The sequence below is a fragment of the Clostridium sp. genome (assembly GCF_047777555.1).
In the GTDB taxonomy this organism is placed as follows: domain Bacteria; phylum Bacillota; class Clostridia; order Clostridiales; family Clostridiaceae; genus Clostridium_H.
On record NZ_JBKEEV010000002.1, the window covers coordinates 238937 to 252533 of the forward strand.

Here is a 13597-nt window from a genome sequence, read left to right on the forward strand (position 1 = left end):
TCAGCTCCAATTAGTATCTTAACTCTAAAACTTCTGGTTTTTGAGCTTGTTGATCGTGTTCTGAACCTCTATATACTTTTAATTTCTTAAGCATTTTTCTTCCTAAAGGTCCTTGTGGAAGCATTCTTCTTACAGCTTCTTGGAAAACAAATTCTGGCTTGCTTTCTAAAGCTTTTCTATAAGATACTTCTTTTAATCCGCCTGGATATAATGAGTGATGTCTTAACATCTTTTGATCTAATTTCTTTCCTGTTAAAACTACTTTGTCAGCATTTAGTATTATAACATAATCTCCAGTATCAACATGTGGTGTATAAGTAGGTTTATTTTTTCCTCTTAAAATTGTAGCAACTTGGCTTGCTGCTCTTCCTAGTGGCTTTCCTTCTACGTCGATAACATACCATTTTCTTTGAACTTCATTTGGTTTTGCTAAGTATGATTTCATCTTTTTTCCCTCCTTGAACTTTTTCTATCGCTTATCTTCGCTCTTTTATTCTTCTATATCAAGACCGGGGCCGTGGTCTTAAATACATTTCTACAACAAGAAATATTATAATACAATTAGCCTGGCGTGTCAACACAATTTCCATATCATATAAAAAAGTTTATTACTGAAATTACTGTTATTATCAGTAAAGCACCTCATGAAGGCACAAGCCTTGCGGAGGCAGAGATCTACCTGCTTTTTCTCTGTCCTTAGCTAATAATATATCTTGTATATCCTTTGGCTGTATTCTGCCAATTCCAACTTCAATAAGTGTTCCAGCCATTATCCTGACCATGTTGTATAAAAATCCACTGCCGATTACCGTAAATTCAATAAGATTATCTTTCTTTCTTACATCGCAGTAATATATATTTCTAAGAGTAGACTTTACTGTACTTCCCGATTTTTTATAAAAGGAATCAAATTCATGCTCTCCAATAAAGAATTTACTGCCTTGGCGCATTAAATCTACATCTAATTTCTTAGGAAAATGATATACGTAATTTCTTTCAATGGTAGGTGGCTCTTCTCTATTTAATATGGTGTATATATATTTTTTACCCTTGCTATCAAATCTTGAATGGAACTCTAAAGGCACTTCCTCGGAGTTTATTATTACAATATCTTTAGGCAGTTTGCTGTTAATAGCATATTTAAACTTGTTAGGGGGAATATTGCTTTCCGTTATGAAGTTTGCTGTAAATCCTCTCGCATGTACTCCTGCATCAGTTCTACTAGATCCAATAACTTCACAATCTTCCCTTGTAATACTTTTAATAGCTTCTTCAATCTTTTGTTGTATTGTAATTGAATGCTTTTGTTTCTGCCAGCCTGAATAATTTGTTCCATCGTATTCTATAGTTAACTTAATATTTCTTTTCAATATAAACACTCCATATTACTACTTAGTTACTTATATAAAGCTTCTGCTCCAAATAGAAGTAATAACTAAAAGAGCAGTAATGGCAATAGCAATATAATCTCTATTTCCCATTTTAAGTATCTTCATTCTGGTCCTTCCTTCTCCACCTCTATAACATCTTGCCTCCATTGCCATAGCAAGCTCATCTGCACGTCTAAAGGAACTAACAAATAAAGGTACAAGGAGAGGTATTAAGTTCTTCGCTCTGCTGAAGATATTTCCTGATTCAAAATCAGCTCCTCTTGCCATTTGTGCTTTCATTATTTTATCTGTTTCATCCATAAGTGTTGGAATGAATCTGAGAGCTATAGTCATCATCATGGCTAATTCATGAGCTGGAAGGCCTATTTTTCTAAATGGATTTAAAAGCTTTTCTAATCCATCTGTAAGTTCAATAGGTGAAGTCGTTAAAGTAAGTAAGGATGTTCCTACTATTAAAAATACTAGTCTAATAATCATAAATCCAGCTAATACTAGACCAGCTTTATATACTCTTAAAATTCCCCATTGCCATAATGGTGCTTCACCAGAACTGCCTCCTGTCATAAAGATATTTAATAAGGCAGTAATTATAAGTAATATAAATATGGGCTTTAAGCCCTTATATATATACTTAAAAGGGACCTTTGAAATGAGAATAGCAGCTATTGTAAATGCTATTATGAAAATATACCCCTTAAAGTTATTTATTATGAATAAATCTATTATATATACTATGGATAATAATATTTTAACCCTAGGGTCCAATTTATGAATGAAAGATTCTCCCGGAACGTATTGCCCTATAGTAATATCTTTAATCATTTTGATTAGCTCCCCTTAATAATTTTAAAATTTCTCTTTTTGCTTCATCTATAGTAAATACATCTTCAGATATACTAAACCCTTTTTCTCTTAGTCTTTTTACTAAATAAGTTACCTGCGGCACTGCAAGTCCAACACCCTCTAGTATATCCACTTGTTTAAATACCTCACTTGTAGTTCCATCTAAAATGCATTTTCCCTCATGCATTACTAATACTCTAGTTGCTACTTTTGCTACATCCTCCATACTATGTGATACTAGTATTATTGTCATATTATATTCTTTTCTAAGCTGTACAATCTTTTCTAGTATATCATCTCTTCCTTTAGGGTCTAAACCTGCTGTAGGTTCATCCAAAATCAAAACTTTAGGTTCCATAGCAACAACTCCAGCTATTGCAACCCTTCTTTTTTGACCTCCGCTTAAATCAAAAGGTGACTTATCTTTATATGTCTCATAATCCAAGCCTACCATATTCATAGCTCTTTTTACTCTTTTAGCTATCTCTTCATCTTTTAGTCCTAAATTTTTAGGACCAAAAGCAATATCTCTCTCTATAGTCTCTTCAAAAAGCTGGTATTCAGGATATTGAAATACAAGTCCTACTTTTTTTCGTATTTCATTTAATTTTACCTTACTTGATGTTATGTCCACGCCATCAATGATTATTTTTCCACTTGATGGCTTCAATAAGCCATTTATATGTTGAATTAATGTAGACTTTCCTGAACCAGTATGACCTATAAGGGCAACAAATTCTCCATTTTCTATTGATAAGTTCACATTATCCAACGCTTTTCTTTCAAAAGGCGATCCAGGCATATATATATGAGTTAAGTTTTCTATTTTAATCGACATATTGCATCCACCATCTCATTAATAGTTAATATATCTGAAGTTATATTTACCCCACTTTTTTTTAGTTCGTATGAAAGTTCTGTCATTTGAGGAACATCTAAACCTATCTCTTTCATTACTGGTACATTGCTAAAGATTTCTCTTGGAGAACCTTCCATAACAATTTTACCCTTATCCATAACTACTATTCTATCAGCTTCTACTGCTTCCTCCATATAGTGTGTAATAAGCACGATAGTAATACCATAATTAGAATTTAAGTCCTTTATTGTATTAATAACTTCTTTTCTTCCAGAAGGATCTAACATAGCAGTTGGTTCATCAAAAATTATGCATTCTGGTCTCATAGCTAAAATACCTGCTATAGCTATTCTCTGCTTCTGACCACCTGATAATAAATGGGGTGCATGTTTTCTAAAATGATACATATTGACCTTTTTAAGAGCATCATCTACTCTAGTTCTTATTTCTTCTGGATCAATACCTAAATTTTCTGGTCCGAATGCCACATCTTCTTCAACAATGGTTGCTACAAGTTGATTATCTGGATTTTGAAACACCATACCAGCTTTATTTCTTATTTTCCATGTATTTGCTTCATCCCTAGTGTCCATTCCTGAAACAGTTACCACTCCCTCAGTGGGTACCAAAAGAGCATTCATATGTTTTGAGAGAGTAGACTTGCCTGATCCATTATGTCCAAGTATAACCAAAAACTCACCTTTTTTTATATCAAGATCAACACCATCCACTGCTACTTTAACTTCTTGATCATTTTTTTCATATTTATATACAACGTTTTTGCATTCAATCATGTTTACACTCATATGGATAAATACTCCTCTTATAAATTAAAATTAAAGGATATATTAAAACGGGGACTAAGCCAGAAATACTTAATCCCCTTATATAGCATTTACACTAATTCAAGTATAACTATTTCTGCTCCGTCTCCTCTTCTTGGACCCATCTTTAATATTCTAGTATATCCACCATTTCTATCAGCATACTTTGGAGCAATGTTTGTAAATAAATTGTCTACTACTTCTTTTTCAGTAACATATGCTAATACTTGTCTTCTAGCATGAAGATCTCCTCTTTTTGCAAGAGTGATCATTTTTTCAGCCATGTTCTTAGTTTCTTTAGCTCTTGTAATAGTAGTTTCTATTCTACCATTCTTTAAGAAGCTAGTAACTAAATTTCTTAGCATAGCTCTTCTATGATCAGTTGGAAGCCCCAACTTACGTTGTTGTGCCATGTTTCATCCTCCTTTACTCATCGGATTTTTTTAAACCTAGGTCTAGAGCAGCAAGCTTTTCCTGTACCTCTTCTAAGGACTTTTTACCTAGATTTCTAACCTTCATCATATCATCTATAGTTCTTTCTGTAAGTTCTTGTACAGTATTTATTCCCGCTCTCTTTAAGCAGTTATAACTTCTTACAGATAAATCTAATTCTTCTATTGTCATTTCAAGAACTTTTTCTTTCTTATCTTCTTCTTTCTCAACCATTATTTCCACATTATCAGCATGATCTGTAAGTGTCATAAATAGCTTGAAGTGCTCAATAAGAATCTTAGCCGAAAGACTAATAGCTTCCTCTGGTTTTATAGTACCGTTAGTCCATACTTCAAGAGTTAATTTATCATAGTCAGTAATTTGACCAACCCTAGTGTTCTCCACTGAAAAATTAACTCTTTTAATTGGAGTATAGATTGAATCAACCGGTATAGTACCTATCGGAAGATCTTCTCTTTTGTTTTTATTTTGAGTTACGTATCCTCTACCTTTGTCAACATTAATTTCCATGTAAAGTTTTCCATCATCATCTAAAGTAGCTATATACATATCTTTATTAACGACTTCAACACTTCCATCAGAAATAATATCAGCAGCAGTTACTATTCCAGGTCCTTGAGCATCTATATATACAGTCTTTGGACCTTCTTCACTCATCTTTAATGCTAACCCTTTAATATTAAGGATTAACTCTGTTACGTCTTCCTTAACTCCAGTAACTGTTGAAAATTCATGTAAAACTCCATCAATTTTAATAGAATTCGCAGCAACTCCTGGTAGTGAAGATAATAAGATTCTTCTTAAGGAGTTTCCTAAAGTTATCCCATATCCTCTTTCCAATGGTTCTATGACAAATTTACCATAAGTACCATCTTCAGACGCCTCAACACATTCTATTTTGGGTTTTTCTATCTCTAACATACGAACCCTCCCTTAATGAATTATACACATACTGAGGGCAACTGATTCCATTCTAATTACCATTATTATTTGCTGTATAACTCAACAATTAATGTTTCATTTACTGGAACATCAATATCTTCTCTAGTTGGTTCAGCAACAACCTTTGCCTCAAAGTTTTCTGTACTTCCTTCTAACCAAGCTGGCATTGTTTTTGGATTTTCAGCAAAAACCTTGAACTTTTCAGAAGCTCTGCTCTTTTCACGAACAGTTATAACATCTCCAACGCTTACTTGGTAAGAAGGTATATCTACTTTTTTACCGTTCACTAAGAAATGTCCGTGTGTAACTAATTGTCTAGCTTCTGATCTTGAGCCTCCAAAACCTGTTCTATATACTACATTATCTAATCTCATTTCAAGAAGCTTTAACAGATTTTCACCTGTTATTCCCTTCATATGAGCAGCTTTTTCATAGTATCTTCTGAACTGACCTTCAAGAATTCCGTATAATTTTCTAGCTTTTTGTTTTTCTCTTAATTGAACTCCATAGTTAGAAAGTTTCTTTCTGCTTTGTCCGTGTTGTCCAGGTGCATATCCTCTTCTTGCAAACGAACATTTATCTGTATAACATCTATCACCCTTAAGGAATAGTTTCATGCCTTCTCTTCTGCATATTCTGCATGCAGCTCCTGTATATCTAGCCATTCAAGTAACACCTCCTGTTTCCTATATACTATACTCTTCTTCTCTTTGGTGGTCTGCAACCATTGTGTGGTATTGGAGTAACGTCTTTTATTAAAGTAATTTCTAATCCTGCAGCTTGTAATGATCTTATAGCTGCTTCTCTACCAGCACCTGGTCCTTTTACATATACTTCTACACTCTTTAACCCATGTTCCATTGCTGCTGAAGCTGCTGTTTCAGCTGCCATTTGAGCTGCATATGGTGTACTTTTTCTTGATCCTTTAAATCCTAATGCTCCCGCACTTGACCAAGATAAAGCATTACCAACAGAATCAGTTAAAGTAACTATTGAGTTATTAAAAGTTGATTTTATATGTGCACAACCGTGTTCTATATTTTTTCTTTCCTTTTTTCTTCTAGTCTTCTTAGTCTTTGCCTTAGCCACTTTCATCCCTCCTTATTACTTTTTCTTCTTTCCGCTAATTGTCTTCTTTGGTCCTTTTCTAGTTCTAGCATTTGTCTTAGTCTTTTGTCCTCTTACTGGAAGTCCTTTTCTGTGTCTAATTCCTCTATAACATCCAATTTCAACTAATCTCTTTATGTCAAGAGCTATTGTTCTTCTTAAATCTCCTTCAACAACGAAGTTTTTAGTAATGTAATCTCTGATTGCATTTACTTCTTCCTCGCTTAAATCTCTAACTCTAGTATCTGGATTTACTCCAGTTGCTTTAAGAATTTCATGTGATCTGTTAAGACCTATACCGTAAATATAAGTTAAGCCTATCTCAACTCTTTTTTCTTTTGGTAGGTCAATACCAGCTATTCTCGCCATTAAATTGTACACCTCCTAATTTTCAACTTTCACTTCATCTTATATTTATGTTAGCAGCCGCATATAAACTTGTTTTTAATGCAATATCATACTTATACATAATATTGCAAATTATTTATTTTATCAACTATTTTCTTAAATTTTTTAGTAATAATTTATCATCCTTGTTTTTGCTTGTGTTTAGGATTTTCACATATAACCATTACTTTACCTTTTCTTTTTATAACCTTACATTTTTCACAAATAGGTTTAACTGATGGTCTTACTTTCATTCCTAACCCTCCTTGCTATTTCGCTCTCCAAGTTATTCTACCTTTTGTTAGATCATATGGAGAAAGCTCAACCGTAACTTTGTCACCTGGTAAAATTCTAATAAAATTCATTCTTAACTTTCCAGATACATGAGCTAATATTTTTTGCCCACTTTCTAATTCAACTTGAAACATAGCATTAGGCAAAGCTTCTAAAACTGTACCTTGCATTTCAATTACATCATCTTTAGACATAAGGTACTTAACCCTCCTTAATAACGTCCCTATTTCCTAAATACTTTCTTAGCTCTGCATTACTAAGACTTTCTTTACAAATTATCAGCTTTTTTATATCTTCTATAACAGTACTTGTGATGTTTAAGTGTTTTACTTTTTTCTTCTTAGGTTTTTCAACTTTGTGTAAATCACCATCTACAATACTTACATAATTATCATCAATAACATCAAGTATTATAAATGTTCTTCCTGAATCTCTTCCGGCTTTAGAGTATACAACCCTTCCTAAAAGCTCTTTTTTATTCATTATGGCCACCTCGATTAACTTAATGTCAATATTTCAGGACCATTCTCTAAAATAGCTACAGTGTTTTCATAATGAGCTGATAATGTTTTATCTCTAGTAACTACAGTCCAATCATTTGATAGAACTTCTACGTCATAGGCACCAATGTTAACCATTGGTTCAATTGCTAAAACCATGCCTTTAACCAACTTTGGTCCTCGACCTGGTCTACCGTAATTAGGAACTTCAGGTTCTTCATGCATTGCCATACCAATACCATGCCCAACATAGTCCCTAACTATAGAATATCCTCGGCTTTCAGCATATTCTTGAATTGCTGATGATATATCAGTTAATCTATTACCAACTTTTGCATTTTCTACACCTTTAAAAAAGCTTTGCTTGGTAACATTAATTAATTCCTCGGCTTCTTTAGAAATTTTTCCTACAGCAAAAGTTCTAGCCGCATCACCATGATAACCATCAAGGATGGCTCCACAGTCAACACTTATTATATCTCCTTCTTGCAGCACCCGTTTACCTGGTATACCGTGAACTACTTCCTCATTAACGGAAGTACATATGGAAGCTGGGAAACCATAGTATCCTTTAAAAGATGGAACAGCATTGCATTTTCTTATATATTCCTCTGCTATTCTATCCAATTCGCCAGTAGTTATTCCTGGTCTTACAGATTCTTGCAATAGAGCAAGGGTTTCGCTAACAACTTTTCCTGCACGTCTCATATACTCAATTTCTCTGCTGCTTTTAATTATTATCATCTATTTATCGCCTTCTATATGATTAGAAATTGAAATAAAGACCTCATCAATTGATTGTGTACCATCAACCACAAATAATTGATTTCTTGAGGCATAAAAATCTACTAATGGTTGAGTTTGCTTTTCATACACATCCAAACGTTCTTTTACTGTCTCTTCAGTATCGTCTTTTCTTTGAACAATTTCGCTGCCGCAAATATCACATTTTCCATCAACTTTAGGAGGGTTAAATTTAACATGATAACTTGCTCCGCATGATGGGCAAACTCTTCTTCCTGTCATTCTTTCTAGAATGAATTCACTAGGCACATTTATAAGCAAAGCAGTGTCTATAGCTTTTTCCTTATCTCTTAGAAAATCTTCTAAGGCTTCTGCTTGCTTTACTGTCCTTGGAAATCCATCTAGTAGAAATCCACCTTTACAGTCTTCATTTGTTAATCTATCTTTTACTAAATCTATAGTTAATTCATCTGGAACTAATTGTCCTTTATCCATATACTCTTTAGCTTTTATTCCTAATGGTGTTTTTTCAGAAATATTTTTTCTGAATATATCTCCAGTAGATATATGAGGAATAGAGTATTTTTCGCTTATTAATTTTGCTTGAGTTCCTTTTCCTGCTCCTGGAGGACCTAACAAAATCATTCTCATAAATATCAACTCCAAATTCTTTCCATTTCTTATTTAAGGAAACCTTTATAATGTCTCATTACTAATTGAGATTCTAATTGTCTCATAAAGTCAAGGGCAACCCCAACTTCTATTAGCAATGAAGTACCTCCAAAGGATAATCCTTTAAATGCACTAAATGTTTCTACTGCCATTGGAATTATAGCTATAACAGCAGCAAATATACCGCCTAGTATTGATACTCTTAGTAATACTTTCTCAATAAATCTTGCTGTTGGTTCTCCTGGTCTTACCCCAGGTATAAATCCAGCAGATTTATGTATATTTTCCGCCATTTCCTCTGGCTTAAATGTAACTTCAGTATAAAACCAAGTGAAGAATATTATCAATACTACAGAGAGTATTGCATATGGCCAACTATTATATCTAAATACACTATATTTACTCATAGTTATAAATTTATTAAATGCAGAATCTGGCCAAAAACTAGCTATTGTAGCTGGAAACTGCATCACTGACATAGCAAATATTATAGCTATAATACCAGATGAATTCATGTTTATAGGAATATGAGTTGATTGTCCTTTAAACATTCTTCCTCCAGAATTTTTAGCTGCATACTGAACTGGTATTCTTCTTTCAGCTAAAGTAGCTATAACAACCATAACAAATAAAGCTATAACAAATACTAACAATAGTGCTACTTGAACAACACTTACAGCCTCAGTTTCTTGTAAGCTAGCAATTTTAAGAACTTCTTGTGGTAATCTTGAAAGTATATTGATATATATTATCAATGATACTCCGTTTCCTATACCCTTAACAGTTATTTGATCTCCTAACCACATTAAGAAGATAGAAGATGTAGTCAATGTTAAAACTATTAAGAATACATCAAATTTACCTAAGTTGGGAACAGCTCCATAATTTCTCATTAAAGCATAAGTTCCAAAAGATTGAAGCGCACCTAAAACTACTGCGGCGTATCTAGTATAATTTTGTATCTTTTTCCTTCCTTCTTCACCTTCCTTAGAAAGTTGTTCAAGAGAAGGAATAGCTATGGTAAGCAATTGAAATATAATTGATGAGTTGATGTAGGGTACAACTCCCATAGCAAAAATACTAAAACTACTTAGCGCTCCACCTGACATCAAATCGTAAAAACTAAATAGCGTCCCCGCTTTTGCCAAGTTTTTTAGTGCGTCGGTATCAATTCCAGGAACAGGAATATGATTTCCCATCCTGATAATTGCTACCATTAAAAATGTAAATATAATTCTTTTTTTTAATTCGGGAACTTTCCAAGCGTTACGTAAGGTTGACATTTTATATCACCTCTGCTTTTCCCCCCATGGATTCTATCTTCTCAATAGCACCTTTGGTAAATTTAGTTGCTTTTACAGTTAGTTTTTTCTCAAGAACTCCGTTACCCATTATTTTAACTCCATCTCTTAAGTTGCTAACTACACCATTTTGTTTTAATAATTCTGGAGTAACTTCTGTTCCATCTTCAAATATGTTTAATCTATTTACGTTAACTTCAACATATTCTTTTGCAAATATATTAGTAAAACCTCTTTTAGGCAATCTTCTATATAAAGGCATTTGACCTCCTTCAAATCCTGGTCTAACGCCGCCGCCTGATCTAGCATTTTGTCCTTTATGACCTTTTCCAGCAGTCTTACCTAATCCTGAACCATTTCCTCTACCAACTCTTTTTGAAGCCTTTCTAGAGCCTGCAGCAGGTTTCAATTCATGAAGTTTCATATATAACACCTCCTCTTACTATATTTCTTCAACAGTTAAAAGATAGCTCACTTTGTTTATCATACCTTTAACTTGAGGAGTATCTTCGTGAACAACACTGTTACCTATTTTCTTTAATCCAAGAGCATTTACAGTAGCAATATGGTCCTTTTTTCTACCTATAGTACTCTTTATTAATGTTACTTTTAGTTTAGCCACGGTCGATCCCCTCCTATCCTAAAATTTCTTCTACAGCCTTGCCTCTTAATTTAGCAATCTGTTCTGCAGTTCTTAATTTTGATAATCCGTCTAATGTTGCACCGACCATATTTCTTGGGTTATTAGAGCCTAATGATTTTGCTCTAACGTCTTTCAATCCTGCTAATTCTAATACCGCTCTTACAGGACCACCAGCGATAACTCCAGTACCTTCGCTAGCTGGCATAATTAATACCTTTCCTTTTCCGAATTCACCTTGTATTGTGTGAGGAACAGTTGCGTCAACAATTGCTACTTCTATTAAATGCTTTTTAGCATCTTCAATACCTTTTCTTATAGCTTCAGGTATTTCAACAGATTTGCCCATTCCTACGCCAACGTGTCCGTTTTCGTCTCCTACTACAACAAGAGCACTAAATCTAAAGTTTCTACCACCTTTAACAACCTTAGCAACTCTATTTATGAATACAACCTTCTCTTTAAGATTTAGCGTGCTAGGATCTATTCTCATTGTTTTCCCTCCTTCTTTAGAATTTTAAGCCTGCTTCTCTTGCACCTTCAGCAAGTTCTTTTACTCTTCCATGATATACATATCCGCCTCTATCAAAAACAACTTCTTCTATACCTTTTTCAATTGCTTTTTTAGCGATCATTGCTCCGACAGTTTTAGCAGCTTCTTTATTACTTCCAACTTTTCCAGTATAATCTTTATCTAAAGTTGAAGCTGATACTAAAGTTCTTCCAGCTACATCATCAATTATTTGAGCATATATATTCTTTTCACTTCTATATACTGCTAATCTAGGTTTCTCAGCAGTACCAGAAACTTTATTACGTACTCTTAAATGACGCTTAACTCTAGTTTCTTGTCTGTTCTCTTTCTTGAACATCTAATTCACTCCTTTCTGCTGTTATTTCTGTTACTTACCAGTCTTACCTTCTTTACGTCTTATAACTTCTCCAGCATATTTAATTCCTTTTCCTTTATATGGCTCTGGCTTTCTCCATACTCTTATGTTTGCAGCAACTGAACCAACTAGTTCTTTATCAATTCCGCTAACAACAACTTTTGTTGGTTCTGGAACTGAGTAATCTATGCCTTTAACAGCATGTATTTCAACTGGATGTGAATATCCAAGATTTAATACTAAGTCTTTTCCTTTTAATTGGGCTCTGTATCCAACACCAACTAACTCTAAAGTTTTTTGGTATCCTTCACTTACACCAACAACCATATTCTTTATTAAAGATCTTGTTAAACCGTGTAATGCTCTGTGTTGAGGTACATCACTTGGTCTTGTAACAACAACTTTATTGTCTTCTATAGCTATACTCATATCTTTATGCATAGCTTTAGTTAATTCTCCTTTTGGTCCTTTTACTGTAACAACGTTGTCTGGTGTTACAGTAATATTTACTCCATTAGGTATATCTATTGGAAGTCTTCCTACTCTTGACATTATAGCACCTCCTGTTCACGTTAAATTACCAAATATAACAGATAACTTCTCCACCTAAACCTAATTTTCTTGCTTCTCTATCTGTAACTATTCCTTTAGAAGTTGATACGATAGCAACTCCTAATCCGTTTAGTACCTTAGGTATATTATCTTTCTTACAATAAACTCTTAAACCTGGCTTTGATATTCTCTTTAGTCCAGTTATAACTCTTTCTTTTCCTTGATATTTTAAAGACAATCTAAGCATTGGAACCGCTCCATCTGCATATTCTTCTACATCTTTAACATATCCTTCTTGAAGTAATATGTTAGCGATAGCTTTTTTGGCATTTGAAGACGGTACTTCAACGACTTCATGTCTAACTATATTTGCATTTCTTATACGAGTTAGCATATCAGCAATAGGGTCTGTCATAACCATTTATTATGCCTCCTTTCTAATAACAATGTTTTTACCAACTAGCTTTTCTGCATCCAGGAATTTGTCCCTTGTAGGCTAATTCTCTAAAACAGATACGACATATTCCGTATTTCTTTAAAACAGCGTGTGGTCTTCCGCATATTCTACATCTAGTATAAGCTCTAGTTGAATATTTTGGAGTCTTATTCCACTTTTCAATCATCGCTTTACGTGCCATATTTCTACCTCCTTACTATTGAGCAAATGGCATACCTAGATATCTAAGCAATTCTCTTGCTTCTTCATCAGTTTTAGCAGTAGTAACAAATATTATATCCATACCTCTTACTTTATCTATCTTATCATATTCGATTTCTGGGAATATGATTTGCTCCTTAATTCCTAATGCATAGTTTCCTCTACCATCAAAAGATTTAGAAGATACTCCTCTAAAGTCTCTAACTCTTGGTAAAGCTACATTCATTAATTTATCTACGAATTCGAACATTTTATCTTTTCTTAATGTAACCTTGCATCCAATAGGCATGTTTTGTCTTACTTTGAAGTTAGCTACAGATTTTTTAGCTCTTGTAACTACTGGCTTTTGTCCTGTGATTTCTTGTAAGTCAGCTACAGCTGATTCTAACACCTTAGAATTTTCTTTAGCTTCTCCTACACCCATGTTAACAACAACTTTCTCAAGTTTTGGAATTTCCATTACGTTTTTATACCCAAACTTCTCCATAAGAGCTGGTACTACTTCTGTGTTGTATTTTTCTTGTAGTCTAGTCATTTAGT

General features: G+C 33.7%; 24 protein-coding genes. All 24 read right to left on the minus strand.

All coding sequences use genetic code 11. The features are described from left to right. Window positions 1–10 precede the first annotated feature (10 nt). A complete protein-coding gene (gene rplM, locus ACFWTK_RS04260) occupies window positions 11–445 on the minus strand; it encodes a 50S ribosomal protein L13 (RefSeq protein ID WP_415874880.1) in 435 nt (144 codons plus the stop codon). A 184-nt stretch (window positions 446–629) separates the two neighbouring features. Then, the gene (truA, locus tag ACFWTK_RS04265; RefSeq protein ID WP_415874881.1) at window positions 630–1370 is read right to left on the minus strand and encodes a tRNA pseudouridine(38-40) synthase TruA; all 741 of its coding nucleotides are present in this window, start codon (window positions 1368–1370) and stop codon (window positions 630–632) included. Window positions 1371–1400: 30 nt separating this feature from the next. Further along, window positions 1401–2213 (minus strand): energy-coupling factor transporter transmembrane component T family protein, encoded by an 813-nt coding sequence (locus ACFWTK_RS04270; RefSeq protein ID WP_415874882.1) that lies wholly within the window; start codon window positions 2211–2213, stop codon window positions 1401–1403. Then, window positions 2206–3072 (minus strand): energy-coupling factor transporter ATPase, encoded by an 867-nt coding sequence (locus ACFWTK_RS04275; protein ID WP_415874883.1) that lies wholly within the window; start codon window positions 3070–3072, stop codon window positions 2206–2208. The genes ACFWTK_RS04270 and ACFWTK_RS04275 overlap by 8 nt, the downstream gene beginning before the upstream one ends. Beyond that, window positions 3057–3899 carry an energy-coupling factor transporter ATPase gene (locus tag ACFWTK_RS04280; RefSeq protein WP_415874884.1) on the minus strand — a complete coding sequence of 281 codons (843 nt, stop codon included), beginning with the start codon at window positions 3897–3899 and terminating at the stop codon, window positions 3057–3059. The genes ACFWTK_RS04275 and ACFWTK_RS04280 overlap by 16 nt, the downstream gene beginning before the upstream one ends. An 89-nt stretch (window positions 3900–3988) precedes the next feature. Continuing rightward, a complete protein-coding gene (gene rplQ / locus ACFWTK_RS04285) occupies window positions 3989–4330 on the minus strand; it encodes a 50S ribosomal protein L17 (RefSeq protein WP_415874885.1) in 342 nt (113 codons plus the stop codon). Window positions 4331–4343: 13 nt separating this feature from the next. Further along, window positions 4344–5291 carry a DNA-directed RNA polymerase subunit alpha gene (locus tag ACFWTK_RS04290; RefSeq protein WP_415874886.1) on the minus strand — a complete coding sequence of 316 codons (948 nt, stop codon included), beginning with the start codon at window positions 5289–5291 and terminating at the stop codon, window positions 4344–4346. A 65-nt stretch (window positions 5292–5356) separates the two neighbouring features. Next, on the minus strand, window positions 5357–5977 hold the full coding sequence (rpsD, locus tag ACFWTK_RS04295; RefSeq protein ID WP_415874887.1) for a 30S ribosomal protein S4: 621 nt from the start codon (window positions 5975–5977) through the stop codon (window positions 5357–5359). A 28-nt stretch (window positions 5978–6005) separates the two neighbouring features. Then, complete coding sequence (rpsK, locus tag ACFWTK_RS04300) at window positions 6006–6401, minus strand: 30S ribosomal protein S11 (RefSeq protein ID WP_415874888.1); 396 nt, start codon at window positions 6399–6401, stop codon at window positions 6006–6008. A 15-nt stretch (window positions 6402–6416) separates the two neighbouring features. Next, complete coding sequence (gene rpsM / locus ACFWTK_RS04305) at window positions 6417–6788, minus strand: 30S ribosomal protein S13 (RefSeq protein ID WP_415874889.1); 372 nt, start codon at window positions 6786–6788, stop codon at window positions 6417–6419. Between the two features lie 158 nt (window positions 6789–6946). Next, entirely contained in the window at window positions 6947–7060 is a 114-nt protein-coding gene (gene rpmJ / locus ACFWTK_RS04310) for a 50S ribosomal protein L36 (RefSeq protein ID WP_002509257.1), read from the minus strand. Window positions 7061–7075: 15 nt separating this feature from the next. Then, entirely contained in the window at window positions 7076–7294 is a 219-nt protein-coding gene (gene infA, locus ACFWTK_RS04315; RefSeq protein ID WP_061858417.1) for a translation initiation factor IF-1, read from the minus strand. Window positions 7295–7301: 7 nt separating this feature from the next. Then, the gene (locus tag ACFWTK_RS04320) at window positions 7302–7583 is read right to left on the minus strand and encodes an RNA-binding protein (protein ID WP_415874890.1); all 282 of its coding nucleotides are present in this window, start codon (window positions 7581–7583) and stop codon (window positions 7302–7304) included. 14 nt (window positions 7584–7597) lie between these two features. Then, window positions 7598–8344 (minus strand): type I methionyl aminopeptidase, encoded by a 747-nt coding sequence (map, locus tag ACFWTK_RS04325; RefSeq protein ID WP_415874891.1) that lies wholly within the window; start codon window positions 8342–8344, stop codon window positions 7598–7600. Further along, the gene (locus tag ACFWTK_RS04330) at window positions 8345–8995 is read right to left on the minus strand and encodes an adenylate kinase (RefSeq protein WP_415874892.1); all 651 of its coding nucleotides are present in this window, start codon (window positions 8993–8995) and stop codon (window positions 8345–8347) included. A gap of 29 nt (window positions 8996–9024) precedes the next feature. Then, window positions 9025–10299 (minus strand): preprotein translocase subunit SecY, encoded by a 1275-nt coding sequence (gene secY / locus ACFWTK_RS04335; protein ID WP_415874893.1) that lies wholly within the window; start codon window positions 10297–10299, stop codon window positions 9025–9027. Between the two features lies 1 nt (window position 10300). Then, a complete protein-coding gene (gene rplO, locus ACFWTK_RS04340) occupies window positions 10301–10741 on the minus strand; it encodes a 50S ribosomal protein L15 (protein ID WP_415874894.1) in 441 nt (146 codons plus the stop codon). Window positions 10742–10759: 18 nt separating this feature from the next. Further along, window positions 10760–10939, minus strand: a complete 180-nt coding sequence (gene rpmD, locus ACFWTK_RS04345) for a 50S ribosomal protein L30 (RefSeq protein ID WP_415874895.1) — start codon at window positions 10937–10939, stop codon at window positions 10760–10762. A gap of 13 nt (window positions 10940–10952) precedes the next feature. Beyond that, the gene (gene rpsE, locus ACFWTK_RS04350; RefSeq protein WP_415874896.1) at window positions 10953–11450 is read right to left on the minus strand and encodes a 30S ribosomal protein S5; all 498 of its coding nucleotides are present in this window, start codon (window positions 11448–11450) and stop codon (window positions 10953–10955) included. Between the two features lie 16 nt (window positions 11451–11466). Then, on the minus strand, window positions 11467–11829 hold the full coding sequence (rplR, locus tag ACFWTK_RS04355) for a 50S ribosomal protein L18 (RefSeq protein ID WP_415874897.1): 363 nt from the start codon (window positions 11827–11829) through the stop codon (window positions 11467–11469). A gap of 30 nt (window positions 11830–11859) precedes the next feature. Beyond that, window positions 11860–12399, minus strand: a complete 540-nt coding sequence (gene rplF, locus ACFWTK_RS04360) for a 50S ribosomal protein L6 (protein WP_415874898.1) — start codon at window positions 12397–12399, stop codon at window positions 11860–11862. Between the two features lie 25 nt (window positions 12400–12424). Beyond that, complete coding sequence (gene rpsH / locus ACFWTK_RS04365; protein WP_415874899.1) at window positions 12425–12820, minus strand: 30S ribosomal protein S8; 396 nt, start codon at window positions 12818–12820, stop codon at window positions 12425–12427. A 31-nt stretch (window positions 12821–12851) separates the two neighbouring features. Further along, the gene (locus tag ACFWTK_RS04370) at window positions 12852–13037 is read right to left on the minus strand and encodes a type Z 30S ribosomal protein S14 (RefSeq protein ID WP_415874900.1); all 186 of its coding nucleotides are present in this window, start codon (window positions 13035–13037) and stop codon (window positions 12852–12854) included. Between the two features lie 15 nt (window positions 13038–13052). Then, the gene (gene rplE / locus ACFWTK_RS04375) at window positions 13053–13592 is read right to left on the minus strand and encodes a 50S ribosomal protein L5 (RefSeq protein WP_415874901.1); all 540 of its coding nucleotides are present in this window, start codon (window positions 13590–13592) and stop codon (window positions 13053–13055) included. Window positions 13593–13597: the final 5 nt, after the last annotated feature.

Coding starts and splice junctions, on each gene's coding strand:
- rplO (WP_415874894.1), bottom strand. CDS start 10,741: ATGAAACTTCATGAATTGAAACCTGCTGCAGGCTCTAGAAAGGCTTCA.
- ACFWTK_RS04370 (WP_415874900.1), bottom strand. CDS start 13,037: ATGGCACGTAAAGCGATGATTGAAAAGTGGAATAAGACTCCAAAATAT.
- ACFWTK_RS04275 (WP_415874883.1), bottom strand. CDS start 3,072: ATGTCGATTAAAATAGAAAACTTAACTCATATATATATGCCTGGATCG.
- rplR (WP_415874897.1), bottom strand. CDS start 11,829: ATGTTCAAGAAAGAGAACAGACAAGAAACTAGAGTTAAGCGTCATTTA.
- ACFWTK_RS04280 (WP_415874884.1), bottom strand. CDS start 3,899: ATGAGTGTAAACATGATTGAATGCAAAAACGTTGTATATAAATATGAA.
- infA (WP_061858417.1), bottom strand. CDS start 7,294: ATGTCTAAAGATGATGTAATTGAAATGCAAGGTACAGTTTTAGAAGCT.
- rplF (WP_415874898.1), bottom strand. CDS start 12,399: ATGTCAAGAGTAGGAAGACTTCCAATAGATATACCTAATGGAGTAAAT.
- rpsM (WP_415874889.1), bottom strand. CDS start 6,788: ATGGCGAGAATAGCTGGTATTGACCTACCAAAAGAAAAAAGAGTTGAG.
- rpmJ (WP_002509257.1), bottom strand. CDS start 7,060: ATGAAAGTAAGACCATCAGTTAAACCTATTTGTGAAAAATGTAAGGTT.
- rpsH (WP_415874899.1), bottom strand. CDS start 12,820: ATGGTTATGACAGACCCTATTGCTGATATGCTAACTCGTATAAGAAAT.
- ACFWTK_RS04270 (WP_415874882.1), bottom strand. CDS start 2,213: ATGATTAAAGATATTACTATAGGGCAATACGTTCCGGGAGAATCTTTC.
- ACFWTK_RS04320 (WP_415874890.1), bottom strand. CDS start 7,583: ATGAATAAAAAAGAGCTTTTAGGAAGGGTTGTATACTCTAAAGCCGGA.
- rplM (WP_415874880.1), bottom strand. CDS start 445: ATGAAATCATACTTAGCAAAACCAAATGAAGTTCAAAGAAAATGGTAT.
- ACFWTK_RS04330 (WP_415874892.1), bottom strand. CDS start 8,995: ATGAGAATGATTTTGTTAGGTCCTCCAGGAGCAGGAAAAGGAACTCAA.
- rplE (WP_415874901.1), bottom strand. CDS start 13,592: ATGACTAGACTACAAGAAAAATACAACACAGAAGTAGTACCAGCTCTT.
- ACFWTK_RS04290 (WP_415874886.1), bottom strand. CDS start 5,291: ATGTTAGAGATAGAAAAACCCAAAATAGAATGTGTTGAGGCGTCTGAA.
- rplQ (WP_415874885.1), bottom strand. CDS start 4,330: ATGGCACAACAACGTAAGTTGGGGCTTCCAACTGATCATAGAAGAGCT.
- secY (WP_415874893.1), bottom strand. CDS start 10,299: ATGTCAACCTTACGTAACGCTTGGAAAGTTCCCGAATTAAAAAAAAGA.
- rpsD (WP_415874887.1), bottom strand. CDS start 5,977: ATGGCTAGATATACAGGAGCTGCATGCAGAATATGCAGAAGAGAAGGC.
- rpsE (WP_415874896.1), bottom strand. CDS start 11,450: ATGAGAATAGATCCTAGCACGCTAAATCTTAAAGAGAAGGTTGTATTC.
- map (WP_415874891.1), bottom strand. CDS start 8,344: ATGATAATAATTAAAAGCAGCAGAGAAATTGAGTATATGAGACGTGCA.